At 71.4% G+C, this 23,764-nt stretch carries 20 protein-coding genes; 10 read left to right on the top strand and 10 right to left on the bottom strand.

Translation table 11 applies throughout. The features are described 5' to 3' along the window. From AB0K37_RS24275 to AB0K37_RS24255, 5 genes are read right to left on the bottom strand one after another with little or no spacing between them, the layout of a single operon-like run. Positions 1-1,161 carry an aldose epimerase family protein gene (locus AB0K37_RS24275; RefSeq protein WP_363984756.1) on the bottom strand — a complete coding sequence of 387 codons (1,161 nt, stop codon included), beginning with the start codon at positions 1,159-1,161 and terminating at the stop codon, positions 1-3. Positions 1,162-1,208: 47 nt separating this feature from the next. Beyond that, the gene (gene araA / locus AB0K37_RS24270; protein ID WP_363984754.1) at positions 1,209-2,702 is read right to left on the bottom strand and encodes an L-arabinose isomerase; all 1,494 of its coding nucleotides are present in this window, start codon (positions 2,700-2,702) and stop codon (positions 1,209-1,211) included. Positions 2,703-2,725: 23 nt separating this feature from the next. Beyond that, the gene (locus AB0K37_RS24265) at positions 2,726-3,400 is read right to left on the bottom strand and encodes an L-ribulose-5-phosphate 4-epimerase (protein ID WP_363984752.1); all 675 of its coding nucleotides are present in this window, start codon (positions 3,398-3,400) and stop codon (positions 2,726-2,728) included. Further along, on the bottom strand, positions 3,400-5,085 hold the full coding sequence (araB, locus tag AB0K37_RS24260; RefSeq protein WP_363984750.1) for a ribulokinase: 1,686 nt from the start codon (positions 5,083-5,085) through the stop codon (positions 3,400-3,402). The genes AB0K37_RS24265 and araB overlap by 1 nt, the downstream gene beginning before the upstream one ends. A 7-nt stretch (positions 5,086-5,092) precedes the next feature. Continuing rightward, complete coding sequence (locus AB0K37_RS24255) at positions 5,093-6,115, bottom strand: LacI family DNA-binding transcriptional regulator (RefSeq protein ID WP_363984748.1); 1,023 nt, start codon at positions 6,113-6,115, stop codon at positions 5,093-5,095. 286 nt (positions 6,116-6,401) lie between these two features. Between AB0K37_RS24255 and fdhA the strand changes: the two genes are divergently transcribed. Next, entirely contained in the window at positions 6,402-7,616 is a 1,215-nt protein-coding gene (gene fdhA / locus AB0K37_RS24250) for a formaldehyde dehydrogenase, glutathione-independent (RefSeq protein ID WP_363984746.1), read from the top strand. Positions 7,617-7,887: 271 nt separating this feature from the next. Here fdhA and AB0K37_RS24245 read toward each other — a convergent pair whose 3' ends face one another. Then, complete coding sequence (locus AB0K37_RS24245; RefSeq protein ID WP_363984744.1) at positions 7,888-8,709, bottom strand: tRNA(His) guanylyltransferase Thg1 family protein; 822 nt, start codon at positions 8,707-8,709, stop codon at positions 7,888-7,890. A gap of 515 nt (positions 8,710-9,224) precedes the next feature. Between AB0K37_RS24245 and AB0K37_RS24240 the strand changes: the two genes are divergently transcribed. From AB0K37_RS24240 to AB0K37_RS24230, 3 genes are all read left to right on the top strand, one after another. Beyond that, positions 9,225-11,399, top strand: a complete 2,175-nt coding sequence (locus AB0K37_RS24240; RefSeq protein WP_363984742.1) for an NACHT domain-containing protein — start codon at positions 9,225-9,227, stop codon at positions 11,397-11,399. Positions 11,400-11,872: 473 nt separating this feature from the next. Continuing rightward, positions 11,873-12,376 carry a hypothetical protein gene (locus AB0K37_RS24235; RefSeq protein WP_363984740.1) on the top strand — a complete coding sequence of 168 codons (504 nt, stop codon included), beginning with the start codon at positions 11,873-11,875 and terminating at the stop codon, positions 12,374-12,376. A gap of 326 nt (positions 12,377-12,702) precedes the next feature. Beyond that, complete coding sequence (locus AB0K37_RS24230; RefSeq protein ID WP_363984738.1) at positions 12,703-12,999, top strand: GYD domain-containing protein; 297 nt, start codon at positions 12,703-12,705, stop codon at positions 12,997-12,999. Here the strand turns inward: AB0K37_RS24230 and AB0K37_RS24225 are convergent. Further along, positions 12,980-13,483, bottom strand: a complete 504-nt coding sequence (locus AB0K37_RS24225) for a hypothetical protein (protein ID WP_363984736.1) — start codon at positions 13,481-13,483, stop codon at positions 12,980-12,982. The two genes, AB0K37_RS24230 and AB0K37_RS24225, sit on opposite strands and share 20 nt — an antisense overlap. A 232-nt stretch (positions 13,484-13,715) precedes the next feature. Between AB0K37_RS24225 and AB0K37_RS24220 the strand changes: the two genes are divergently transcribed. Continuing rightward, a complete protein-coding gene (locus AB0K37_RS24220; RefSeq protein ID WP_363984734.1) occupies positions 13,716-14,453 on the top strand; it encodes a CPBP family intramembrane glutamic endopeptidase in 738 nt (245 codons plus the stop codon). A 146-nt stretch (positions 14,454-14,599) separates the two neighbouring features. On the opposite strand, the gene AB0K37_RS24215 is transcribed toward AB0K37_RS24220, so the two are convergent. Together AB0K37_RS24215 and AB0K37_RS24210 are read right to left on the bottom strand one after the other, a co-directional pair. Continuing rightward, positions 14,600-15,829 carry an acyl-CoA dehydrogenase family protein gene (locus tag AB0K37_RS24215; protein WP_363984732.1) on the bottom strand — a complete coding sequence of 410 codons (1,230 nt, stop codon included), beginning with the start codon at positions 15,827-15,829 and terminating at the stop codon, positions 14,600-14,602. A gap of 135 nt (positions 15,830-15,964) precedes the next feature. Continuing rightward, positions 15,965-17,401 (bottom strand): helix-turn-helix domain-containing protein, encoded by a 1,437-nt coding sequence (locus AB0K37_RS24210; protein WP_363984730.1) that lies wholly within the window; start codon positions 17,399-17,401, stop codon positions 15,965-15,967. A 150-nt stretch (positions 17,402-17,551) separates the two neighbouring features. On the opposite strand from AB0K37_RS24210, the gene aceA reads away from it, so the two are divergent. From aceA to AB0K37_RS24185, 5 genes are all read left to right on the top strand, one after another. Next, positions 17,552-18,835 (top strand): isocitrate lyase, encoded by a 1,284-nt coding sequence (gene aceA / locus AB0K37_RS24205; RefSeq protein ID WP_363984728.1) that lies wholly within the window; start codon positions 17,552-17,554, stop codon positions 18,833-18,835. Between the two features lie 239 nt (positions 18,836-19,074). Beyond that, positions 19,075-20,592: a M1 family metallopeptidase gene (locus AB0K37_RS24200; RefSeq protein ID WP_363984726.1), complete on the top strand. Its 1,518-nt coding sequence runs from the start codon at positions 19,075-19,077 to the stop codon at positions 20,590-20,592. Between the two features lie 105 nt (positions 20,593-20,697). Continuing rightward, entirely contained in the window at positions 20,698-21,486 is a 789-nt protein-coding gene (locus AB0K37_RS24195; protein WP_363984724.1) for an ABC-2 family transporter protein, read from the top strand. Continuing rightward, complete coding sequence (locus AB0K37_RS24190; RefSeq protein WP_363984722.1) at positions 21,479-22,297, top strand: ABC-2 family transporter protein; 819 nt, start codon at positions 21,479-21,481, stop codon at positions 22,295-22,297. Before AB0K37_RS24195 ends, AB0K37_RS24190 begins: the two co-directional genes overlap by 8 nt. A gap of 12 nt (positions 22,298-22,309) precedes the next feature. Next, on the top strand, positions 22,310-23,290 hold the full coding sequence (locus AB0K37_RS24185; RefSeq protein WP_363984768.1) for an ATP-binding cassette domain-containing protein: 981 nt from the start codon (positions 22,310-22,312) through the stop codon (positions 23,288-23,290). Here AB0K37_RS24185 and AB0K37_RS24180 read toward each other — a convergent pair. Then, positions 23,239-23,652 carry an HTH domain-containing protein gene (locus AB0K37_RS24180; RefSeq protein WP_363984720.1) on the bottom strand — a complete coding sequence of 138 codons (414 nt, stop codon included), beginning with the start codon at positions 23,650-23,652 and terminating at the stop codon, positions 23,239-23,241. The two genes, AB0K37_RS24185 and AB0K37_RS24180, sit on opposite strands and share 52 nt — an antisense overlap. Positions 23,653-23,764 lie beyond the last annotated feature (112 nt).

Here is a 23,764-nt window from a genome sequence, read left to right as displayed (position 1 = left end):
TCAGGCTCCGAACTGGTAGACGGTCGTGGAGTGGTAGGTCTGGCCGGGGTCCAGCTCCGTCGAGGGGAAGCCCGCCTGGTTCGGCGAGTCGGGGAAGTGCTGGGTCTCCAGCGCGAACCCGTCGCCCTGCCGGTAGACGCGGCCGCCGGTGCCGACCAGCGTGCCGTCGAGGAAGTTGCCCGAGTAGAACTGGAGCCCGGGCTGGTCGGTGGAGATGGCCAGGGTGCGGCCGCTGGCGGGATCCTGGACGCGCGCCGCGACCTTCCAGCCGGAGCCGTCGAGAACGAAGTTGTGGTCGTAACCCTGGCCGTAGAGCAACTGGTCGAAGCCGGTCCGGATGCGGGCGCCGATCGCGGTGGGCCTGGTGAAGTCGAGCGGGGTGCCGCGCACCGCGGCGATCCGGCCGGTCGGGATCAGCTCTGACGAGCCGACGGGGGTGTACCGGGAGCCGTTGATCTGGAGCCGGTGGTCGTAGACCGTCCCGCTGCCCTCGCCCGACAGGTTGAAGTAGGAGTGGTTGGTGAGGTTGACGACGGTCGGCTTGTCGGTGGTGGCGTGGTAGTCGAACCGGATGGCGTTGTGCCGCGTGACGGAGATGGTCACGTCGGTCTTGAGGGTGCCGGGGAATCCCTGGTCGCCGTCAGGGCTGGTGTGGGACAGCCGGAGCGCGACGCCGCCGCCGGTCGTGACCGGGGTCGCGGACCAGACGCGCTGGTCGAAGCCGGTCGTGCCGCCGTGCAGGGTGTTCCCGTTGTTGTTGGTGGTCAGCTGGTACGCGTGCCCGTCGAGCGTGAACCGGCCCTTGGCGATGCGGTTGCCGTACCGGCCGATGAGCGCCCCGAAGTAGGTGCTGTTCTTGGTGAGGTAGTCGGAGAGGGTCGGGAAGCCCAGGGTGACGTTGGCGAGCCTGCCGTGCCGGTCGGGCGTCTCGATGGTCTGGATGATGCCGCCGTAGGTGATCACCCGGATGCGCATCGAGCCGTTGGTCAGGGTGTAGCGCCAGACCTTCGTGCCGTCGGGCATCGTGCCGAACAGGTCCTTGCCGATCCCGGGCTTGAGGTGGCGGCCTGACGCCGTGGACGAGGGGGCGAATCCGCCGATCGCGGCGCCGGCGAGCACGGCCAGCGCGACCAGCCTTACCGCGAAGCGTGATCTGGTCATGGGACGGGTTTCCTCACAGATCTCGGGGGTGGGGGGTGTCCTGGCGGCTAGAAGCCTTGTGCCAGGCGGTGGTACGCCTGGTTCCAGCGCATCTCGCGGCGGAACCGGGCGACGTCGGTCTCGCCGTCGATGACGAGCAGTTCCACGCCCGTCATCTCGGCGAGGTCGGTCAGGATCTCGATGGTGACCGCCTGGGACAGCACCGTGTGGTGCGGTCCCCCGGCCGACAGCCATGCCTCGGTGGAGGTGCGGAAGTCCGGGCGGGGCGCCCACACGGCCCGGGCCACCGGCAGCCGGGGCAGCGGTTCCGGGGGCGCCACCAGGTCGATCTCGTTGGCGACCAGCCGGAACCGGTCGCCGAGGTCGGCCAGCCCGACGACGAGACCCGGCCCCGGCGCCGCGTCGAACACGAGCCGGACCGGGTCCTGCCGTCCCCCGATGGACAGCGGATGCACCTCGCAGGCGGGCACGCCGGCGGCGATGGAGGGGCAGACCTCCAGCATGTGGGCGCCCAGGACGAGCTCCCTGCCCGGCACGAGGTGGTAGGTGTAGTCCTCCATGAAGGAGGTGCCGCCGGGCAGTCCCGCGGCGGCGCTCTTGAGGGCCCGCAGCAGCAGGGCCGTCTTCCAGTCGCCCTCGGCGCCGAAGCCGTGGCCGTCGGCCATCAGGCGCTGCACGGCGATGCCCGGCAGCTGCGTCAGCCCGCCGAGATCCTCGAAGTTCGTGGTGAACGCCTGGTAGGACCCGGCGGTGAGGAAGTCGCGCAGCCCGAGCTCGATGCGCGCGGCGTCGCGCAGCGCCGGGTGCCGTTCGCCGCCGGCCCGCAGCTCCGGGACGACGGCGTACGCCTGCTCGTACTCCTCGGCGAGCTCGCCGACCCGGTGGTCCGGCACCTCGTCGACGGCCGCGACGAGGTCGTTCACGCCGAAGGCGCTGACCGAGGCGCCGAACCGGATCTGCGCCTCGACCTTGTCGCCCTCGGTGACGGCGACGTCCCGCATGTTGTCGCCGAAGCGGGCGAGCCGCAGCGTCCGCAGGTCGGCGCAGCCCCGGGCGGCCCGGACCCACGAGGCGATCCGCGCGCGCACCGCGGGGTCGGCGGTGTGCCCCGCCACCGTGGTGCGCGCCGTGCCGAGCCGGGTCTGGACGTGGGCGTGCTCCCGGTCGCCGTGCGCGGCCTGGTTGAGGTTCATGAAGTCCATGTCGATGCTCGCCCACGGCAGCGCCACGTTCGCCTGGGTGTGCAGGTGCAGCAGCGGCTTGAGCAGGGCGTTCAACCCGGCGATCCACATCTTGGCGGGCGAGAACGTGTGCATCCAGGTGATGACCCCGATGCAGTCGTCGTCCGCGCCCGCCTGGAGCATCGTCCGCCGGATGGCCTCCGCGCCGGTGAGCACCGGGCGCCACCGCACCGCCGCCGGGATGCCCGGATCCTCGTCCAGGGCCCGGGCGATCCACCGTGACTGCTCGGCGACCTGGCGGAGCGTGTCCTCGCCGTACAAGGACTGGCTTCCGGTGAGGAACCAGATGGTCGGTGCCATCGCGGGGCTGCTCCCTTCGAGGGTCACGGACGCTGTCCGTAGGCGTTCTGGTAGCGGTGGTGCAGGCGGTCGATGTCCTCGGGCCGCAGCGGGACGGGGTCGCCGAGCTGGCGGGCGAGGTGCACCGCGCGCGCCGCGTCCTCGCACATCACCGCGGCCTTCACCGCGGCCCGCGCGTCCGCGCCGATGGTGAAGACGCCGTGGTTGCGCATGATCACCGCTGGGGAGCGGTGGCCCCGGAGCGTGCCGACGACGCCGCGCCCGATCGAGTCGTCGCCGATGGGCGCGAAGGGACCGAGGGGGATCTCCGCGCCGAACTCGTCGGCCATGGCCGTCAGGACGCAGGGCACCGGCTCCCCGCGCGCGGCCCAGGCGCAGGCGTACGCGGAGTGCGTGTGCACCACCCCGCCGACCTCGGGCATGTGCCGGTAGACGTAGGCGTGCGCGGCGGTGTCGCTCGAAGGCCGCAGGTCGCCTTCGACGACCCCGCCTTCGAGGTCGCAGACCACCATCGCCTCAGGGGACAGGTCGTCGTAGGAGACGCCGCTGGGTTTGATCACCATCAGGTCGCGGCCGGGCACCCGGGCGGAGACGTTGCCGGCCGTCCACACGACCAGTCCGTACCTGACGAGTTCGGCGTGCAGGTCGCTGACGGTCCGCCGCAGCGCGCGGACCGTCTCGTCGGGCGTGCCGGGCATCACAGGCCCCCTTCCGAGCCGAGCGCGTCGTTGCGCAGCCGGCGCAGCCGGTGCAGGACCTCGCTGCTCGCGCCGCCCCGGGCCGCGAAGTGGTCGTGCAGTTCGCGGTACTCCGCGTAGAGGGGGCCGTAGGCGCGGGCCCGGGCCGGATCCGGCGCGTAGGCCGCGGTGACCACCCGGCCCATCGCCGCCGAGGCCTCGGGCACGTCCCGGTAGGCGCCCGCCGCGACCGCGGCGTGGATGGCGGCGCCGAGCGCCGGCGCCTGGTCGGAGGCGGCGATGGAGACCGGCCGGCACAGGACGTCGGCGTAGATCTGCATCAGCGCCGCGTTGCGTTTCAGCCCGCCGGCGACAACGAACTCCTCGACCGGGACGCCGGCCGCCTCGAAGGCCTCGACGATGACCCGGGTGCCGTAGGCCGTCGCCTCCATGAGCGCGCGGTAGACCTCCTCCGGCCGGGTGGTCAGGGTCATTCCCGCGATCACGCCCGACAGGTGGTGGTCGACCAGGACCGAGCGGTTGCCGCCCATCCAGTCCAGGGCCACCAGCCCGTGCGATCCGACGGGCGCGTCCGCGGACGCCGCCGCCAGTTCGGCGTGGCCCCGTCCGGTCATGCGGGTCCACCAGGCGAAGACGTCGCCGACCGCGCTCTGCCCGGCCTCGTAGCCGTAGGCCCCGGCGGTGATGCCGCCGTCCACGACGCCGCAGATCCCCGGCACCTCGGCGAGGACCGCGCTGTTGACCACGTGGCAGGTCGACGTCCCCATGATCGCCAGCAGCCTGCCGTCGCCGACCGCGCGGGCGGCCGGCGCGGTCACATGGGCGTCGACGTTCCCGGCGGCCACCGCGATGCCCTCCGGCAGGCCGGTCCGGCGGGCCGCCTCGGCGGTCAGCGTCCCCACCCGCGACCCCAGCGGGGAGAGCGGATGGGCCAGCCGGGTGGCCGCGAAGTCGGCGAAGCCGGGGTGCAGCGCGGCCAGGTAGCCGGCGGAGGGGTAGCCGCCGTCCTGGTGGAGGCCCTTGTAGCCGGCCGTGCAGGCGTTGCGCGTCTCGCGGCCGGCCAGCTGCCAGACGATCCAGTCCGCCGCCTCGATCCAGCGCTCCGTACGCCGGTAGGTGTCCGGATCCTCCTCCAGGACCTGCAGAGCCTTGGCGAACTGCCACTCCGAGGAGACCCGCCCGCCGTACCGCGTGATCCACTTCTCCCCCCGCTCGTGCGCCAGCGCGGTGATGCGGTCGGCCTGCGGCTGCGCCGCATGGTGCTTCCACAGCTTCGGCCAGGCGTGCGGCCGGGCGGCCGTCTCCGGGAGCTCGCACAGCGGGGTGCCGTCCGACCGGACGGGAAGCACCGTGCAGGACGTGAAGTCGGTGCCGATCCCGATGATGCGCGCCGGATCCACCCCGGCCTCGGCGACGGCCGCGGGGACGGCGGTGCGAAGCACCGCCCGCCAGTCCGCGGGATTCTGCAGCGCCCAGTCGGGCGGGAGCGGCTCCCCCGTGCCGGGCAGGGCACTCTCGATCACCGCGTCGGCGTAGTCGTGGACGGCGCCGCCGAGCTCGGCGCCGTCGGCGACCCGGACGACGACCGCCCGGCCGGACAGCGTGCCGAAGTCGACGCCGACGACGCAGGCGGCCTGGTCGATGTTAGCGCTCACAATTTCCTCATCGCTGGAGTACGCGGGCATCGGTCGGTCAGGTACGCGGGGCCGGCCGGGCGCTGGACCTCACCACCAGCTCCGGCGGGATCAGCACATTCCCCGGCGGCCCCGGGGATCCGCCCAGGCGCTGCACCAGCAGCTCCAGCGAACGGCGGCCGAGCTCGCCGAAGTCCTGGCGCACCGTGGACAGCGGCGGGATGAAGTAGGCGGCCTCCGGGATGTCGTCGAAGCCGACCACGCCGACGTCCTCGGGGACCCGGCGGCCTGCCTCGTGCAGCGCGCGCAGGACACCCAGGGCCATGTGGTCGTTGGCGCAGAACACAGCCGTGACCGCGGGGTCCTCCGCGAGCCGCCGGCCGGCCTCGTAGCCCGACCGGGCGCTCCAGTCACCGGTCAGCGTCTCCGGCACCGCCGCTCCGGCCTCGGTCAGGGTCGCGCGCCAGCCGTCGGCCCGGCCGACCGCGTCGAGCCAGGTCGCGGGCCCCGCGACGTGGTGGACCGTGCGGTGCCCGAGATCGAGCAGGTGGCGGGTGGCCGCCACGGCGCCGGCGCGCTGGTCGATGGCCGCCATCGGGACCCCCGCGGTCGGCCCGCACCCGGCCCCCACCAGCGGGACGAGCCGGCCGGCCTGCGCCAGCACGTCGTTGGTCGAGATGTGCGGGGCGATCACCACGACGCCTTCGACGGCCTGCTCCGCCAGCCGTCCGACCGCGTCCAGCAGGGCGCGCTGCGTGATCGCCCGCAGGCTGACGATGCTGACGAAGAAGTCGGCGTTCCGGGCGGCCTGCTCGATGCCGTGCAGCATCGAGGCCGGACCGTAGAGCGTGGACTCGAAGCTGACCACGCCGAGCGTCCTGGAGCGCCGGGTCACCAGGGTCCGGGCCGCCGAGTTCGGCCGGTAGCCGAGCTCGGCGATCGCCGCCAGCACCCGGGCGCGGGTCCGCGCCGAGACGTTCGGGTGGTCGTTGACCACCCGCGACACCGTCTGGTGCGACACCCCCGCGAGCTGGGCGACGTCGGCCATGATCGGCGGATTCGACGAGCCGTGGTCCGCCACCGTCTCCTCCTCCGCCCTCGCGCCGGTGCCCGGCATTGATGCGTAGGGCCGATTGTGAGCGTGAACATTTCGCCCGTCAAGACCCAAAAGCGAGGGCTTCACCGCTGGGCCCGCGATGTCCGGACTCCTGGCGTACCTGCCAGAAAAACGGACTAAGTGCTCGAAATCGGGTACATCCTCGGACGTACCCATTGTGGACACCCGTGACGTCCGAGGACGGGGGCGACGAGCACGGGCCGCCGTTCCGGGCGCCTGCGAGCCGACTCTCTATCTGGAAGGAGAGGACGTGGCTGACACCAATCGAGGCGTCGTGTACCAGGGGCCGGGCGAGGTCACGGTCGAGGACCTGGACTTCCCCAAGCTCGAACTGGCCGAACAGGGCGGGCGCAAGCTGCAGCACGGCGTCATCCTGAAGGTCCTGGCTACCAATATCTGCGGCTCCGACCAGCACATGGTGCGCGGCCGGACGACCGCCCCCGCCGGGCTGACGCTCGGCCACGAGATCACCGGCGAGGTGATCGAGACAGGCAGGGACGTGGAGTTCATCAAGGAGGGCGACCTCGTCAGCGTCCCGTTCAACATCGCGTGCGGCCGCTGCCGCAACTGCAAGGAGCGCAACACCGGCGTCTGCGAGAACGTCAACCGGGAGCGCCCGGGCGCAGCCTACGGGTACGTCGACATGGGCGGCTGGCACGGCGGCCAGGCCGCGTACGCGGTCGTCCCGTACGCCGACTTCAACCTGCTCAAGTTCCCGGCCGACCGCGACACCGTGATGGAGAAGCTGCCCGACCTGGCGATGCTGTCGGACATCTTCCCCACCGGATACCACGGCGCCTACACCGCCGGCGTCACGACCGGTTCGACCGTGTACGTGGCGGGCGCGGGACCGGTCGGCCTCGCGAGCGCCACCGCCTGCCTGCTGCTCGGCGCCGCCGTCGTGATCGTCGGGGACATGAACGAGCAGCGGCTGGCGCAGGCCCGCGGCTTCGGCTGCGAGACGATCGACCTGTCGGAGCACGCCGACGTCGGCGCGCAGATCGAGCAGATCCTCGGCGTTCCCGAGGTGGACGCCTCCGTCGACTGCGTCGGGTTCGAGGCGCGCGGCCAGGGGCACGAGGGAGCGAAGACGGAGCAGCCCGCGACCGTCCTCAACACGCTCATGGACGTCACCCGCACCGCCGCCGGGCTCGGCATCCCCGGCCTGTACGTCACCGGCGACCCGGGCGCGTCGGACGAGAACGCGAGGGTGGGCCAGCTCGGGCTGCGGATCGGCCTCGGCTGGGCCAAGTCGCAGTACATCGTCACGGGCCAGTGCCCGGTGATGAAGTACAACCGGCAGCTGATGATGTCGATCCTGCACGACCGGGTGCAGATCGCGCAGAACGTCAACGCGTCGGTCATCCCGCTCGAGCAGGCCCCGCAGGGCTACGCCGAGTTCGACCGGGGCGCGGCGCACAAGTACATCCTCGACCCGCACGGCTTGGTGGGGGCCGCCGCCTAGCCCCTTCGGCGATCCGCGTCGCCATCGCGGGCGGCCGCGGATTCACCTCAGGGCGGCTCGGCGCCGGGCGACGACCGGTCTGCGGTCGTCGCCCGACGCCCGGTCGCTACCGCACCGGCTAGGCCGCGACGAGGGAAGACGAGCCAGGACCCGCAATCACGCCTCATCGGAACAGTTCGCGTCGGCGCAAGCTCACGCCGGAGGCGTAGGGCCTGCTTGTGGCCCGCGGCCGCTCGCGGACCCCGCAGCCGTCCTCGATGAGCGTGATGGCTCAGCCCCTGAGATGCGGGTCAATCACGGCGCTCAGGGCCGGAAGCGCCGGGATCGTCCCGGCGAGCCAGTCGCCGGGGTCGGCGGTGAAGTGCGGGGCGGCGTCGGTCTCCCACCACGACCGGGTCGCCGTGGTCGTCACCTGCTCCCCGGTCCGGCGGTCGGTGTAGGACACCGGCCGCTCCCCCGTCCGCCGCACCGTGACCCGCCCACGCTTACAGCCGGCCGGGTAGTCGTTCCAGTTCACCCCGGCCTCGCTCCACAGCAGCTCCTGCATCTCGCCGGTGCCGATCTTGTGGAGCCGCTTGTGGGAGAAGTGCGCCTGCGCCGCCATCGAGATGCTGTTCCGGACGGCGTCGCGCTGCCGCCACAAGAAGTAGTTCGCGACCTCCACCTGGCCCGGGATCGTGAACACCCGCGCGTCGAACGTCGCCCGGGGCGCCGGCGACGCGCCGCCCGCAGGCACGTACGCGTCGTTGAACGCGACCGTCGCCGTCGACGCCGCGACCGAGGCCATCTTCTGGATCACCCCGCCGAACCATGGCTCCGTGCCCGTCCCGGTGAAGTCGCTCAGCAGCACCGAGCACTCGTCGGACTGGGTGAAGGCGAACACCGCACCCGACATGTCCGCGCAGAGGGCCTCGGCGATCGTGTTCATCGCGGCCATGACGGCGTCGTCGAACGGCCGGTCCGCGTGCCGGAGGAACGAGTGGAACGACCGGCCGTCAACCCGCACGATCGTGTAGGTGCGGCGCGGCAGGATCGTGCGGGTGGCCTGCTCGTACGCCTTCATCCGGTCCCCGAGCGCTGTGGTGTCGCTCACCGGGCCCTCCAGCCGTGAGGCGGCGGCCCGCTGAGATCGCCTATAGAGTCTTCAACCATTCTTTGCCCTTTTTGACGGGGGTGGGTCTACGGTTTTATCAGCGTTTGTGCCCGTCTAGGTTACTCTGCTCAATTGCGCCCGCGGGCGCTCCGGTCACGGAGCGGGCGGCGACGGTCGCCAGGTCGGTCTCGGGGGCTGGTTCATCGGCTGACCGTCGCGTGCTCCACAGGCCGCGCTGGCGGTTTTTCCACGAGGTGGCTGCCTCCGGCTCAGCAATCTGAGGCAGAAGCGAGATATTTGAATGGTCTCTTTCATTTGACCCTGGTGCCTGTATTCGGTCAGCGCCTCAGCGGACCGGTTGTGGCCTTCGGCCACTCGCCGGGGACGGCGACCTCAGACTGGCGGCCATGCGCAACGACAAGGCATGGTGGCCATGGCTGGCGGTTCTGGCGGCGTCGGCCGGAGTCCTGGTCCTGGCGGCGGTGACGTTCACCCCGCTGACCGGCGAGGACGGGTTGCAGGTCTCGGCGAATCTCGCGCAACTCACGGGCGGGTTCGTCCTGGCCGCCGCGGTGCCCCTGATCCTCGCGCTGCGTTGGGCCCGGCAGCGTTCCCGCACGCTGGCCGCGGCGGCCGTCCCCGACGCCGACGCACTGGCGCGCGCCAAGGAGTTGCTGGCCGGCAAGGTGGCGGAGCAGTGGAAGAAGGAGGCGCTGGTGCGGCTGCTGAGCCGGCCCGATCCGATCCCGGTCCGATGGCGCGCTCCGGCGCCGGACCCGCGCACTCCAAGGATCATGGACCACCCCGGCCTCATCGAGCCCGGCGCGGAGGGCGGGGTGTGGTGGACGGCCTCCAGCGCGGACATCGCGGCGCTCGCCGCGCGGTTCCGCCGCCTGCGCCGGCGTCGCCTGGTGATCCTCGGCGGCCCCGGCTCCGGTAAGACCACGCTCGCGCTGCAGCTCCTGCTGCACCTGCTGGCCACCCGCCCCCAGCATCCCGACGAACCGATCCCGGTCCTGCTGTCGGCGTCCGGCTGGGACGCCGAGCGGTTCCCCCTGCTGAGCGACTGGCTCGCCGACCGCCTCCGGCGCGACCACCCGTATCTGCGCGGCTCCGGTATCGGTGAGGAGATCGTGCGGGCCCTGGCCGCACGCGGGCACATCCTGCCGATCCTGGACGGCCTGGACGAGCTGCCCCCGACGGCCCAGGCGACGATGATCGCCGCGTTGAACGACTCCCTCGGCGATGACCAGCTCGTCCTCACGAGCCGCACCGTCGAGTTCGCCCACGCGGTCACCGCGGCCGGGCAGGTGATCACCTCTGCCGCCGTGCTCGAACCCTGCCCCCTGTCTCCCCGAGACGCCGCCGACTACCTCTCGCAATGCCTGTTCTCCCAGGAAGGGGCCTGGCCGCAGGTCCTGACCGCGCTCCGGGCCACCCGGCCGGCCGGCCAGGTCCCGGCCGGCTCGGCGCGCGGGCCGGCAGCGGCTCTGGCCGACGTCGCCGCAACCCCGCTGGGGCTGTGGCTGCTGCGCACCGTTTTCGCCGACCCAGGCACCGATTCCACGCCGCTGACCGACCCGGACCGCTTCCCGAGCTCCACCGCTCTGCGAGCCCATCTGTTCGACGCGCTCATTCCCGCCGTGATCAACGATCGCAGGCCCCGCGACGACTTCCCGTATCCGTTCCGGCCTCGCCACCTCCACGACCCCGCCAAGGTCAGGCACTGGCTGGGCTACCTGGCGCACCACCTGAGCTTCTCGCCGTCCGAGGAGGCGAGCCAAGGAACCCGCGACTTCGCCTGGTGGCGCCTGGCCGCCACCACCGGCACCTCAACCTTCACCCGGTGGGCGCTCACCCTTGCCATCGGCCTGACGGTCGCTCTCACGACGGGCTTGACGTTCGGATTCGTAGATTGGGTCGAGAACGCCCACGCAGCAGAGAAGGACCAGTACTTGGGGGATTTCCCGCTCGGAGTCGTGGGCTTGGCGTTGGGCCTTGCCTCCGGGGTGTACTTCTGGCGGGAGTCAAGGTCCTGGGCCCGCGACGAGCCGGGATTCGCCGATCTACGCGTCCGTCAACGCTACGGCCGCCTCGTCCGCCGGTTAGGGCGATACTGCGTGTTCGGACTCATGTTCGCGTTGGCGCTGTGGTTTACCGATGGGGAACGCTCGGCCGGATCACTCCTCTTACTCCTGGCATTTGGCCTCTCGCTCATGGTGCCGGCCTGGCTGGCCATCGAAGTCCCGAGCTGGGCAGCTGCCCCGGCACCGACCAGCCCCACTGTCACACCGCTCACGAGTTGGCATGCCGACCGGGCCCTCAACCTGCTTCGCTTCCTCACGAGCGCCCTCGCCGGCGGGCTGTGGATTCTGCTTTATCTTGTGCTCAGCGTCGTGAGCGGGCCGCAGCTCGATGTCCGGTCCGCTTCAGCGTGGGCGATGGAGGTCCTCGCCTTCACCTTCGCCTTTGCCGTGACCGTCGGGTTCGCGGGTGAGCACCGGGCCTGGTGGGCGTACCTGGTCGCCACCAGGAACCTGGCCCGGGCAGGCCACCTACCGCGTCGGCTGATGCCTTTCCTCGACGACTGTCACCGCCTCGGCCTGCTGCGTGCGGTCGGCCCGGTCTACCAGTTCCGCCATGCCGAACTCCAGGACCACCTTGCGGACACCTACCAGGCCCCGCCGTAGCCGGGAAGGCAACGGCCGGGTCGCCATCGGCCTTCTGGTGCGGCGGCCCGGCCGTCCGTAGGGCGCGTGCCGGGGGTGTGCGGGGTCTCCGCCGACGTCGGCGGCGTTCAGGGCGCTGGGGACGTAGCCGCCGCAGTCGCAGCCCGGGGCGGTGCAGGTCTTGCCGCGGTGGCCTTCGGAGACGCGGGCGCGGTCGGCGTAGACGGGTTGTCGCCCGGCAACCGTCGGGCAGGCTCGTCTGGCACAGGCGCTGCGTCCAGCATCGGGCGTAGGTGGCCTTGTGCAGTGACCGGAAGTCGACGCCTCCATCCGTGAGCCGCAGATTGATGACCGGCGCAAGTCTGGCCGCCGGGCTCGGCGGCGCCGCCGCGGAATCAACTGCGGTGATTGCCGTTCTTGGGGTGTTCTCGTCCCACCCTTTGCGGAGGTTCGTGCGACGCTCGACAGGGCCGCACCGACCGTCTGGGGGGCTGATGAAGGCGCTGCTGAACTCGCTGAACGAGCCGGAGAAGGCTCTTGTCCGGGAGACCGAGAGTGCCGAACTCTCCGACCTCGCTGAGGACGGCCTCGTCGATCTGCACACGCGGATCCGGCGCGCCCGCAACAAGTACAGCAAGCTGTACCGCCGCACCGCGAGCGCGCGGATCGAGGAGCACGGCGGACGGGGCAAGGCCCGTCCGAAGAACACCCGCGCCGCCCAGAAGGCAGAGGTGTTCGAGGACGCTCTGGCCCGCGTGAGCTGGTATCTGGCCAGGGCCGCAAGGCGCAGCGCCTCGGAGATCAAGGCCGAGCGCATCGCCGCGGCCAACCCGTCCCGCCCAGCCCCGCATCAGCCCGGCGCCCCGCAACCCGAGTCGATGACGCCCCAAACGACAGCTCGCCTCAGACCCACAACCGCCGACCCGGCGCTGAACCGCCGCCATGCCGCCACCCGCGCCAAGGGCGCCCGCCGCCAAGCCCGCCGCGACGCCCGCTGAGGATGTACGGCCTATTCCGTCCTGAGCGCGGGCTTCTTCGACCACGGGGGGCGAGCAGCGTGCGAGTTCGGGTTGCAGGTGAGCCATCGCGGGACGGTGACGTTCACGGATGCACAGGTGGCACAGGGCAAGGTCACGCTGTCGTTGGGGGCTTAAAGCAGGAACCCGGCACGGTGGCCGGGTTTTGGCCTAGCGAAGCTGCGCTCTTAGGCAACGACCCGGCCCGTCCGACCCGCTGATCTGCGCAAACGCAGCCCGCTCTTGGGGGCGCAGTGAAAGGCACCTCCCTAGGCTGGCAGGAGCCGCAGCGTATGAGGGAGGTTCCGATGACGACGGGTATCGCGTTTCTGAAGTGGACAGAGCAAGGCGTAAAGAGCTACCGGGATACGCTCGACCGCTACGAGCAGGCCAGGAAGACGGCAGGCGAGCACGGCGTGCAGTTCAAGGACATCTACTGGACTCCGGGCGGTCCCTACGACATCGTCTGCGTCATGGAAGCCGGCGAGGAGAAGGAACTCGCGTCATTCATCCTATCCCTGGAGTCGATGGGCAACCTGCGCAGCACCTGGTGCGACGCATACGGCCCCGACCAGATGCGAGAGATCATCCAGGCCAGCCGCTGACCGACCGCCTCCCCCAGCTCATCCACGACGCCCTGATCGAGGTCGGCGACCCGGCCCCGTGCGCCGACCGGTTGGTACCGCAGGGTGCGGCGGAGGACGCTGTCGGTGAGGCCTTGGTCAACGATGCCGGCGAGTTCCGGCCTTCGACGTAGCCGTGAAGCTCGCACCGGCCGTGGAGCCGGACCAGGAGCCCGTTGCGCGCGGCGATCTTCCGCTGGATCTTGTCGCCGCGGCGGCTCTTGCGCGCTTCGGCCCATTCGCGGCCGTAGGGCGTGAGGTTGGCTGCGGGGGTCCCGTAAGTGCTGTGCTCGTCCTCGACGAAGCCGCGCTCCTTGCATTGCCTGAGCAGCGTCCAGCAGCCCTCCCCGCTGAGGCCGTGGGGTTTGCCGAACTCCCGCACGTCGACATCTCCGAGCGGAGTGGCGTTGGAGTGGTCGTAAACCCATTCGACGAACTGCTTGTGTAGTGCCGATATCCCCTCCAAGATCGCTCCATCGAGCACGGCCCAGGGCGGCAGAGGTCTCGGCCGCGCATCCGTCGGTGCGCGTTGTGCGGGGGCGCCTCTGGGCCGGCCCCGCCAGACCGTGCCGCTGAGTGCCGCGGTCGCCGCTCACCAGGGATCATCGTGGGCGGCGAGGCCGGAACCTGTCGTGAGGGTTCCGGGTGGCGGGAGCGGCGGTTACGATCAGCCGGTGCTGCTCAGGTGGAGACACCATGTGACGCGCCGTCCGCTGCTCGGGGCCGTCGAGGTGACGCTCGCCTGGCATGTTCTCCTGCTGCTGGTCGCGAAGGTCCTGCTGCCGCCGCTCGCGCCGGACTGGTTTCCCGACCTGGGGGCGGCCCTCGTCAACGTGGCGTGCTTCGGCGCGGTCACGTTCGTGCTGTGGCGGTGGGGCTGGCTCCGCGAGTCCGGTGTCGCCACCTTGGGAGTGGCTCGCCGCTGGTGGCTCGCCGCGCCCATGGTCCTCATCGCCTTCTCCTACGCCCTGGCCGGCCTGAGCGGGAGTACGACGGTGGCCGTGAGCGGGCTGGTCTCGCTGATGTGGGTCGGGATCAACGAAGAGGTCTACAGCCGCGGGCTCGTCCAGCGGGTCCTCGGCCCTCTCGGACCGGTTAGCGCCGCGGTCTGGGTCGGCGTGTTGTTCGGGGCGGGACATATCCAGAACTACCTGTTCTTCGGCCGGTCCCTGGAGGACACGCTCTGGCAGATCCTCTCGGCCGGGCTGTTCGGTTTCTGCTGCGCCGGACTACGGTTCGCGATCGGCTCGGTGTGGCCGATGGTGTTCGTCCACGGGCTGGACGACTTCATGCAGATCCGCTCACCGGGCTCGGTGCCATGGGCGTGGGAGGCGTTCGTGTACGTCTTCCACGCCGCGTTCGGGCTGTGGCTGCTGCGGCGTTACGGCACGGAGGGGAACACCGAACCCAAGCCACTGGTGACGCCCGTGACCTAGGTTGTGTGCGACAGGTCCCGGCTGTATGCCCGATCTGATCTTGGTGGCCTGACCGTCGAAGATGTTGGGGTGTGGAACCGAGAAGACGGCCGGGGCGCCTGGGTCTCTTCGAGCGAGGCGGCCCGGCCGTCTGTGCAGGTCGGCTGCTATCTGACGGGGAGGCCCGTGACGGTGCGGCCGATCACGAGGCGCTGGATCTCCGAGGTGCCCTCGAAGATGGTGAAGATCTTGGAGTCGCGGTGCATGCGCTCGACGGGGTACTCGCGGGTGTAGCCGTTGCCTCCGAGGATCTGGATGGCCTCCTCGGTGACGTGGACCGACATCTCGCTGGCCATCAGCTTGGCCATCGAGCCCTCGGCGTTCTCGAAGTCCTTGCCGGTGCGGGCCATCCAGGCGGCCCGCCACACCATGAGGCGGGCGGCGTCCAGGCGGCACTTCATGTCGGCCAGCTTGAAGGCGACGGCCTGGAAGTCGCCGATCTTCCTGCCGAACTGCTCGCGCTCCCGCGCGTACTGGAGGGCGTAGTCGTAGGCGGCGCGGCCGACGCCGAGGGCCATGGCCCCGACGGCCGGGCGGGTCGTCTCGAAGGTCTTCATCGCGGCCTGGCCCTTGGAGCTCTTGCCCTCGCGGCTGCGCGCGATGCGCTCGTCGAACCGGTCCTTGCCGCCGACGATCAGGTGGGACGGGATCCGGACGTCGTCCAGGATCACCTCGGCGGTGTGGGAGGCGCGGATGCCGTGCTTCTTGAACTTCTGGCCCTGCCGCAGGCCCGGGGTGTTCGGCGGGACGATGAAACTGGCCTGGCCGCGGCTGCCGAGGTCGGGGTGCACCGACGCGACGATCACGTGGACGTCGGCGATGCCGCCGTTGGTCGCCCAGGTCTTGGTGCCGTTCAGCACCCATTCGTCCTTGGCCTCGTCGAACACGGCACGGGTGCGGATCGAGCCGACGTCGCTTCCGGCGTCGGGCTCGGAGGCGCAGAACGCGCCGAGCTTGATGTCGTCGGCGCTGCCGAACATCTGCGGCACCCACTCGCTGACCTGCTCCGGGGTGCCCACTGCGGCGACGGACGCGGCGGCGAGGCCGGTCCCCACGATCGACAGGGCGATGCCCGCGTCGCCCCAGAACAGCTCCTCGAACGCCACCGGGATGCCGAGCCCGGTCGGCTCCAGCCACTGGGTGGCGAAGAAGTCGAGGGAGTAGATGCCGACCTTGGACGCCTCCTGGATCAGCGGCCAGGGGGTCTCCTCGCGCTCGTCCCACTCCTCCGCGGCGGGGCGGATGACGTCCTTGGCGAACTCGTGCACCCAGTCCCTGACCTCGCGAACGTCCTCGCTGGGCTCCAGCGAGAACGGCGTCTGCTCCGCGCTCGTCATGATTAATTGACCCTCTCTCCAATATCGCGTGTTACCAACGGTAGCACCATCGGAGTTACCAGGGGTAACAGGCGGGCGGCGGTCACGGCGCGGACGCCGCCGTCCGCGCCGTGCCAGGGGGTCACGACACGCCCGTCACTCGGCGGCGTGCCGGTCCAGGAACTCGTAGACGTCGGCCTCGTCGACACCGGGGAACGCCCCCGGCGGCAGGACCGACAGGACGTGCGAGTGGGCGCGCGCCGACGGCCAGGCCATCCCCTCCCACCGGTCCGACAGCGCCTTCGGGGGCCGCTGGCAGCAGTCGCCGTCCGGGCAGGCCGACCTGACCCGCCGGGTCGTCTCCCGGCCGCGGAACCAGCGGGAGTCCTCGAACCGGACGCCCAGCGTGATCGCGAAGTCGCGCTCGTGGCTGGGGTCGATGTGCGACAGGCACCAGTACGTCCCGTTCGGGGTGTCGGTGTACTGGTAGTAGACGGAGAAGCGGTCCGCGGCGCCGAACACGTGCCGCCCGGCCCACTCCCGGCACATCCGCTGGCCCTCGATCGCGCCGTCCTCGTCCTGGGGGAAGGCCAGGCCGTCGTTGGCGTAGGCCTTGTAGATCGTGCCGTTCTCATCGTTCTTGGTGAAGTGCAGCTGCAGGTCGAGGTGGTGGGTCGCGACGTTGGTGAAGCGGTGCGCGGCCATCTCGTAGGAGACGGAGAAGACGTCCGCCAGGTCCTCCACCGACAGCTCCCGGGCGGCCTTGGCCTCCTGCAGGAACGGGACGACGCTGCGCTCGGGCATCAGGATCGCGGCGCCGAAGTAGTTGGCCTCGACGCGCTGGCGCAGGAAGTCGGCGAAGTCGCGCGGCTGGTCGTGGTCGAGGGCGATGTGCCCGAGGGTCTGCAGCAGGATCGTCCGCGGCGTGTGCATGCCGAGCTGCTCGCGCTCCAGGTAGATCCGCCGGTTGCGCAGGTCGGTGATCGACCGGACCGAGCGCGGCAGGTCCTGGACGTACTGGAGGCTGAAGCCGAAGTGCCCGACCAGGGTCATCAGCAGCCCCTGCGAGACCGCGCCGCGCCGGTACCCGACCGCGTCGAGGGTCTGGGACGCGACGTGCTCGATGTCGGCGAAGTGGTTGCCGCGCTCGTGCATCTGGCGGCGCAGCTCGGCGTTGGCCTTGCGGGCCTCCTCGGGGCTCGCGGTGGGCTTGGTGCGGCTGCGCCTGAGCTCCCCGTACAGCGCGAGGATGTGCTCGATGACCTCGTTCGGCATCCGCTTGCCGACCTTCAGGTGCGACAGGCCAAGCGTCCGGTAGAGCGGGTCGCGTTGCGCCTCCTCCAGCTGGATCTCCAGCTGGGCGCGCCGGCTGGGGGGCTGGCGGCGCAGGAGCTCCTCCACCGGGCATTCCAGCGCGGCGGCGAGGGCCTGCAGCAGCGTCAACTTGGGCTCGCGCCGCCCGTTCTCCAGCAGGGAGAGCTGGGACGGGGCGCGGCCCACGCGCTCGCCGAGCTCCGACAGCGTCAGTCCGCGGGCGCGCCGCAGATGGCGGAGCCGCTGCCCGAACGTGACGAGATCCACGTCACTCGTCAAGTTGAGGGGTTCTTCTGTCCGCAAGGTCGTCACGGCTTCATCGTAGCGGAAATTTCGCACTTCTTTCGTTACTCGCCAGTTCATAACGGGCTGGTGCCGGGGGCATAGTCGTGAGCAAGCACCCAGGGGACGACACGGAAGGGCGAGAACATGAGCGACAGTCGCCTCAAGGGCGCAGCCGAGGAGCTGCAGCGGCAGTGGGAGTCCGACCCGCGTTGGAAGGGCGTCGAGCGGACCTACACGGCCGAGGACGTCGTCCGGATCCGCGGATCGGTCCAGGAGGAGCACACCCTCGCGCGTCTCGGCGCGGAGCGGCTCTGGACCCTCCTGCACGAGGAGGACTACGTCCACTCCCTCGGCGCGCTGACCGGCCTGCAGGCCGTCCAGCAGGTCAAGGCGGGCCTGAAGGCCATCTACCTGTCCGGCTGGCAGGTCGCGGCGGACGCCAACCTGGCGGGCCAGACCTACCCGGACCAGAGCATCTACCCGGCGAACTCGGTTCCGGCCGTCGTGCGCCGCATCAACAACGCGCTGCTGCGCGCCGACCAGGTGCAGTGGGCCGAGGGTGAGGGGGACACGCACTTCCTCGCCCCGATCGTGGCCGACGCCGAGGCCGGCTTCGGCGGCGTGCTGAACGCCTTCGAGCTGATGAAGGGCATGATCGCCGCGGGCGCCGCGGGCGTGCACTGGGAGGACCAGCTGGCCTCCGAGAAGAAGTGCGGCCACCTCGGCGGCAAGGTTCTCATCCCGACCTCGCAGCACATCAAGACCCTCAACACCGCCCGCCTCGCCGCGGACATCTCCAACGTGCCGTCTCTGATCATCGCGCGGACCGACGCCGAGGCCGCGACCCTGATCACGACGGACGTGGACGAGCGCGACCGCGAGTTCACCACCGGCGAGCGCACCGCCGAGGGCTTCTACCGCGTCCGCAACGGCATCGAGCCCTGCATCGCCCGCGCCAAGGCCTACGCGCCGTACTCCGACCTCATCTGGATGGAGACCGGCACCCCGGACCTGGAGCAGGCGCGCAAGTTCGCCGAGGCCGTGAAGGCCGAGTACCCGGACCAGATGCTGGCCTACAACTGCTCGCCCTCCTTCAACTGGAAGGCGCACCTGGACGACGCGACCATCGCCAAGTTCCAGCGCGAGCTCGGCCACATGGGCTTCAAGTTCCAGTTCATCACCCTGGCCGGGTTCCACGCGCTCAACTACGGCATGTTCGACCTGGCGCACGGCTACGCCCGAGAGGGCATGACCGCCTACGTCGACCTGCAGGAGCGCGAGTTCGCGGCGGCCGAGAAGGGCTTCACCGCGGTCAAGCACCAGCGCGAGGCCGGCACCGGCTACTTCGACATGGTCAGCACCGCGATCAACCCGGACTCCTCCACCACCGCCCTGAAGGGCTCGACGGAAGAGGGCCAGTTCCACTGACCCGCGCCGGCCGGCGCCGCCGGCCCCGCTCTCCGGCCTGATCCCCAGGACCCCTAAGGCCCCCGCGTCCCTACACCCGCGGGGGCCTTACGGCGTCCCGGCACAACCCCGCGCCATCCCTCTCACCGCCCTCGTCCGCCCCTCACGTTCCGGCCACATTCGGCAATGGATCTCGACAAACGCCGCCGGAGGGGCGCATCGTGAGCCCCGCTAGTCGATCTTTTGAGAGAGGACCCCTGATGGCGCGTCACCCCCGGTTCATCCGGTCCCGGGCGATCCCCGGCCGGATGCTCCCACTCGCCGTCGCCGCGGTGAGCGTCGTCGCGCTCGCGCCCGCCGCCTCCGCGGACGGGCAGGGCCAGTACGGGCGCTTCACCCCCGGCGCCCCCGGCGTCGGAGACTCCTACTTCCCGCTGGAGGGCAACGGCGGCTACGACGTCCGCCACTACTCGCTGGACCTGAGCTACGACCCCGACTACGACCAGCTCGACGGCACCGTGACCGTGACCGCGCGCGCCACCCAGAACCTGTCGCGGTTCGACCTCGACCTGTCCGGGATGGACGTCGAGAAGGTCTGGGTCGACCGGAGCCAGGCCCGCTACCAGCGGCGCGGCCAGGAGCTGGTCATCACGCCGCGGCACGGGCTGCGCAAGGGCCGGACCTTCACGGCGGTCATCAGGTACGGCGGCGTGCCGCAGACCATCGTGGGCTCGCCGATCGTCTTCGGGTCCCCCTACGGCTTCCTGCACACCCCCGACGGCGCGTTCGTCGGCGGCGAGCCGAACGGCGCCAGCACCTGGTTCCCCGTCAACGACCACCCGAGCGACAAGGCCACCTACGACTACACGATCACGGTGCCGAAGGGCCTGACGGCCGTCGCCAACGGCCGCCCGGCGGGGCACCGCTCCGCCGTCGCGGGCTTCAGCCGCCGCGCGTCCAAGACCCCCGCCGAGGTCTTCAAATGGCGCGAGGACAGCCCGATGGCCAGCTACCTCACCACGATCGACATCGGCAAGTGGGACGTGAAGCAGGGCCGGACGCCGCGCGGCGTCCCCAACTACACGGCCGTCGACCCCGAACTGCTCGCCGCCCAGCCGGACGCGGTGAGCTTCTTCTACGACACCACCAGCCAGGTCACCGACCTCTGGTCGAAGACGTTCGGGGAGTACGCGTTCGGCAGCACCGGCGCGATCGCCGACGACGCCCGCTTCAACGGCCAGCCGCTCGGGTTCTCCCTGGAGACGCAGAGCAAGCCCGTGTACTCGGCCGTGCGGAGCACCGGCACGATCGCGCACGAGCTGGCGCACCAGTGGTACGGCGACGCGGTCTCGCCCGCGCGGTGGAAGGACGTCTGGCTGAACGAGAGCTTCGCCACCTGGGCCGCGTGGTACTACACCGAGGTGCAGGGGGGCCGCTCCGTGCACGACGCGGCCCGCGCCACCTACGCCGCCCGCCCGTTCCCCGACCGTGAGGGCCGCCCGTACTGGTCGGTGCTGACCGCCGACCCGCAGCGCGACACCATGTTCAACGACCGCGTGTACAGCGGCGGCGGCATGATGCTGCAGTTCCTCCGGGAGAAGATCGGTGACGACAGGTTCTTCACCCTGCTCCGGACGTGGTACGCGCAGCACAAGTACGGCAACGCCAGGACCGAGCAGTTCACGGCGCTGGCCCAGCGGATCGCCGGACAGGACCTGAGCGGGTTCTTCAAGGACTGGCTCTACTCCCCCGTCAAGCCCGAGATCCCGCAGGACTGAGCTCGTCCCGCACGTGGACCGGGCCCCCGGCGCGACCCGCCGGGGGCCCGTCTGTGTGCGAAAGTACGTGGTCGCGGACGGGCCGCCCGTCTAGGCTTCCGGCAAGTGGGCGTCCTTCCGTGGGTGTGGTGGTACGGGTTCCGTCGCCACACCGCCTATCCGCTCGGGTCCCTGACCGAGTCGCTCACCAACATGATGTTCGGCTTCCTGCGCGCCTACGTTCTGCTGGCGCTGTGGGAGGTCCGGCCGTCGCTCGGCGGGTACACGGCCGCCGACGCCGTGACCTTCTGCTTCGTCACCCAGGCGCTGATCGGGCCAGTACAGATCTTCGGCGGGATGGAGCTGACCGAGCGCATCCGCAACGGGGACGTCGCGATCGACCTGCACCGCCCCGCCGGGCTGCAGAGCTGGTGGCTGGCCCACGACCTCGGCCGCGCGGCGAGTTCGCTGGTGCTGCGCGCGGGACCGCCCCTGCTGGCCGGCGCCCTGGCGTTCCCGTTCCGGTGGCCGGGTCCGGCGCATCTGGCCGCGTTCGCGGTGGCGCTGGTCCTCGCGACGGTGGTGAGCTTCGGGCTGCGCTACCTGGTGGCGATGGGGATGTTCTGGCTGCACGACGACCGGGGCCTGAGCGCCGTCACGCTCGTGATGTCGCTGTTCTTCTCCGGGATGATCCTCCCGCTCGTCGTGTTCCCCGGGCGGCTCGGCCGAGCCGCCGAGCTCCTGCCGTGGGCGGCGCAGATCCAGGTGCCGGCGGACGTGTTCCTCGGCCGGTACGGCGGCGCCGGCCTGGCCGGCGCGCTGGCGTTCCAGGCGGGGTGGGCGGCCGTCCTGCTCGGGGCGGGCGCGCTGGCGACGCGGGCGGCACGGCGGAGGCTGGTGGTCCACGGTGGCTGAGCCCGCTTCGCCCGGAACGCTGCGCGTGTACGGGCTGCTCGCCTGGACGTGGATCCGGGCGGCGGCGCAGTACCCGGTGTCGATGGTGCTGCTGGGCCTGGCCACGGCGGTCGTCTCCGTCCTGGACGCGGTCGCCATCATGGTGCTGTTCTCGCGGGCGCCGCGCATCGCCGGGTTCGGCGTGTCCGAGGTCCTGTTCCTGTACGGCACCTCGGCCCTGTCCTTCGCGCTCTCCGACATCGTCCTCGGGTCGACCGAGCGGCTCGGGGCGCACGTGCGGGAGGGGACGCTGGACGCGATGCTGGTGCGCCCGGTGAGCCCGCTGGTCCAGATCGCGACGGAGGGGTTCACCCCGCGGCGGCTCGGCAAGCTCGTCCCGGCCGTGCTGGTGCTCGGGTACGCGCTCGGCCGGCTGGACGTCCACTGGACCCCGGGCCGGCTCGCGATGGTCCCGGTCATGGTCCTGTCCGGAACGGCGATCTTCGGGGGGCTGTGGGTGCTGACGGCCGCGGTGCAGTTCGTGCTCGTCGACAGCCACGGGGCGAGCAAGTCGCTCACCTACGGCGGCGCGTTCCTCACCCAGTATCCGATGACCGTGTTCGCCCGCGACCTGGTCCGCGGGGTGACGTTCGTCGTGCCGCTGGCGTTCGTCAACTGGCAGCCCGCGCTGTACGTCCTGGACCGTCCGGACCCGCTCGGGCTGCCGGGCGCGGCGCGGTTCGCCTCCCCGGCGGTCGCCGCGGCGCTGTGCGCGGCGGCGGCGGCCGCGTGGCGGGCCGGCCTGCGGCACTACCGATCGACAGGGAGCTGATTGCCGGTGCCGATGATCGAGGCCGAGGACGTGGCCAAGGCCTTCACCGTGCGGGCGCGCTCGGGCGTCCTGCGGCGGGCGCGCAGGACGGTGCGCGCGGTGGACGGGGTGTCGTTCACGGTGGAGCGGGGCGAGTTCGTCGGCTACCTCGGCCCGAACGGGGCGGGGAAGTCAACGACGATCAAGATGCTGACCGGGATCCTCACCGCGTCGTCGGGCACCCTGCGGGTGTGCGGGCTGGACCCGTCGCGGCGCCGGACGATGCTCGCGCGCCGCATCGGGGTGGTGTTCGGGCAGCGGACGACGCTGTGGTGGGACCTGCCGCTGCGCGCCAGCCTGGCGCTCGTCCGCCGGCTCTACCGGGTCGAGGCGGCCGCGCACCGGGAGCGCCTCGCGGAGCTGACCGCGCTGCTGGAGCTGGAGCCGTTCCTGGACACCCCGGTCCGGCAGCTCAGCCTCGGCCAGCGGATGCGGGGCGACCTCGCGGCGGCGCTGCTGCACGACCCGGAACTGCTCGTGCTGGACGAGCCGACGATCGGCCTGGACGTCGTGAGCAAGGCGACCGTCCGCGGTTTCCTGGAACGCGTCAACGCCGAGCGCGGCACCACGATCCTGCTGACCACGCACGACCTCGGCGACATCGAGCGGCTCTGCCGCCGCGTCCTGATCATCGACCACGGCCGGCTGGCCTACGACGGCGGGCTGGAGGAGCTGCGCCGCACCGTGGACGCCGACCGGCTGCTGGTCGTGGAGCTCGCGCGGCCGGCCCCGCCGATCACCCTGGACGGGATCGAGGCGGAGCGGGTCGAGGGGCCGCGGCAGTGGCTCCGGCTGCCGAACGCGGCGAACGCGGCCGCGGTGGTCGCCGCGCTGGCCCGCGACCACGACATCCGCGACATCTCCCTGCGGGAGGCGGGCATCGAGGACGTCCTCGCCGGCCTCTACCGGGGCGACCACGCGTACTGGTGCTCGGGCCGGCCCGTGGCGCCGTAGCGCAGCGTCACCACGACCCGCCCGGCCTCGGCGAGCGCCGCGAGGTAGCGCTGGGCGGTGGCGCGGGAGATGCCGACCTGGTCGGCGATCTCGGCCGCGGACCGCGGCTCCTCCGCCCGCCGCAGCGCGTCGCTGACCAGCCGCGTCGTCACCGGCGACCGGCCCTTGGGCGCGGGCGCGCGGGCGTGCAGCGGCGCGTACAGGGCGCGGACCGCGCCGTCGAGGTCCTCCTGGGACAGCTCGCTCCCGCCCGACAGGGCGTCCCGGTACCGGGCGTAGGCGGTGAGGCGCTCGTTCAGCGCGGCGGCGGTGAACGGCTTGATCAGGTAGTGCAGGGCGCCGTTCCGGAACGCCTCGCGCACGGCGCGGGGGTCCTGCAGCGCAACCGCGACACGATCCGCTCGTCCTCATCGTGGAGGCGGCGCTCGCAAAGGTCGGTGTACCGGCTGCGGCGGCTCTGCGTCGCCAGCCGCG

Source organism: Actinomadura sp. NPDC049753 (genome assembly GCF_040674655.1).
GTDB lineage: Bacteria > Actinomycetota > Actinomycetes > Streptosporangiales > Streptosporangiaceae > Spirillospora > Spirillospora verrucosospora.
This window is presented reverse-complemented; position numbering and strand designations above follow the sequence as displayed.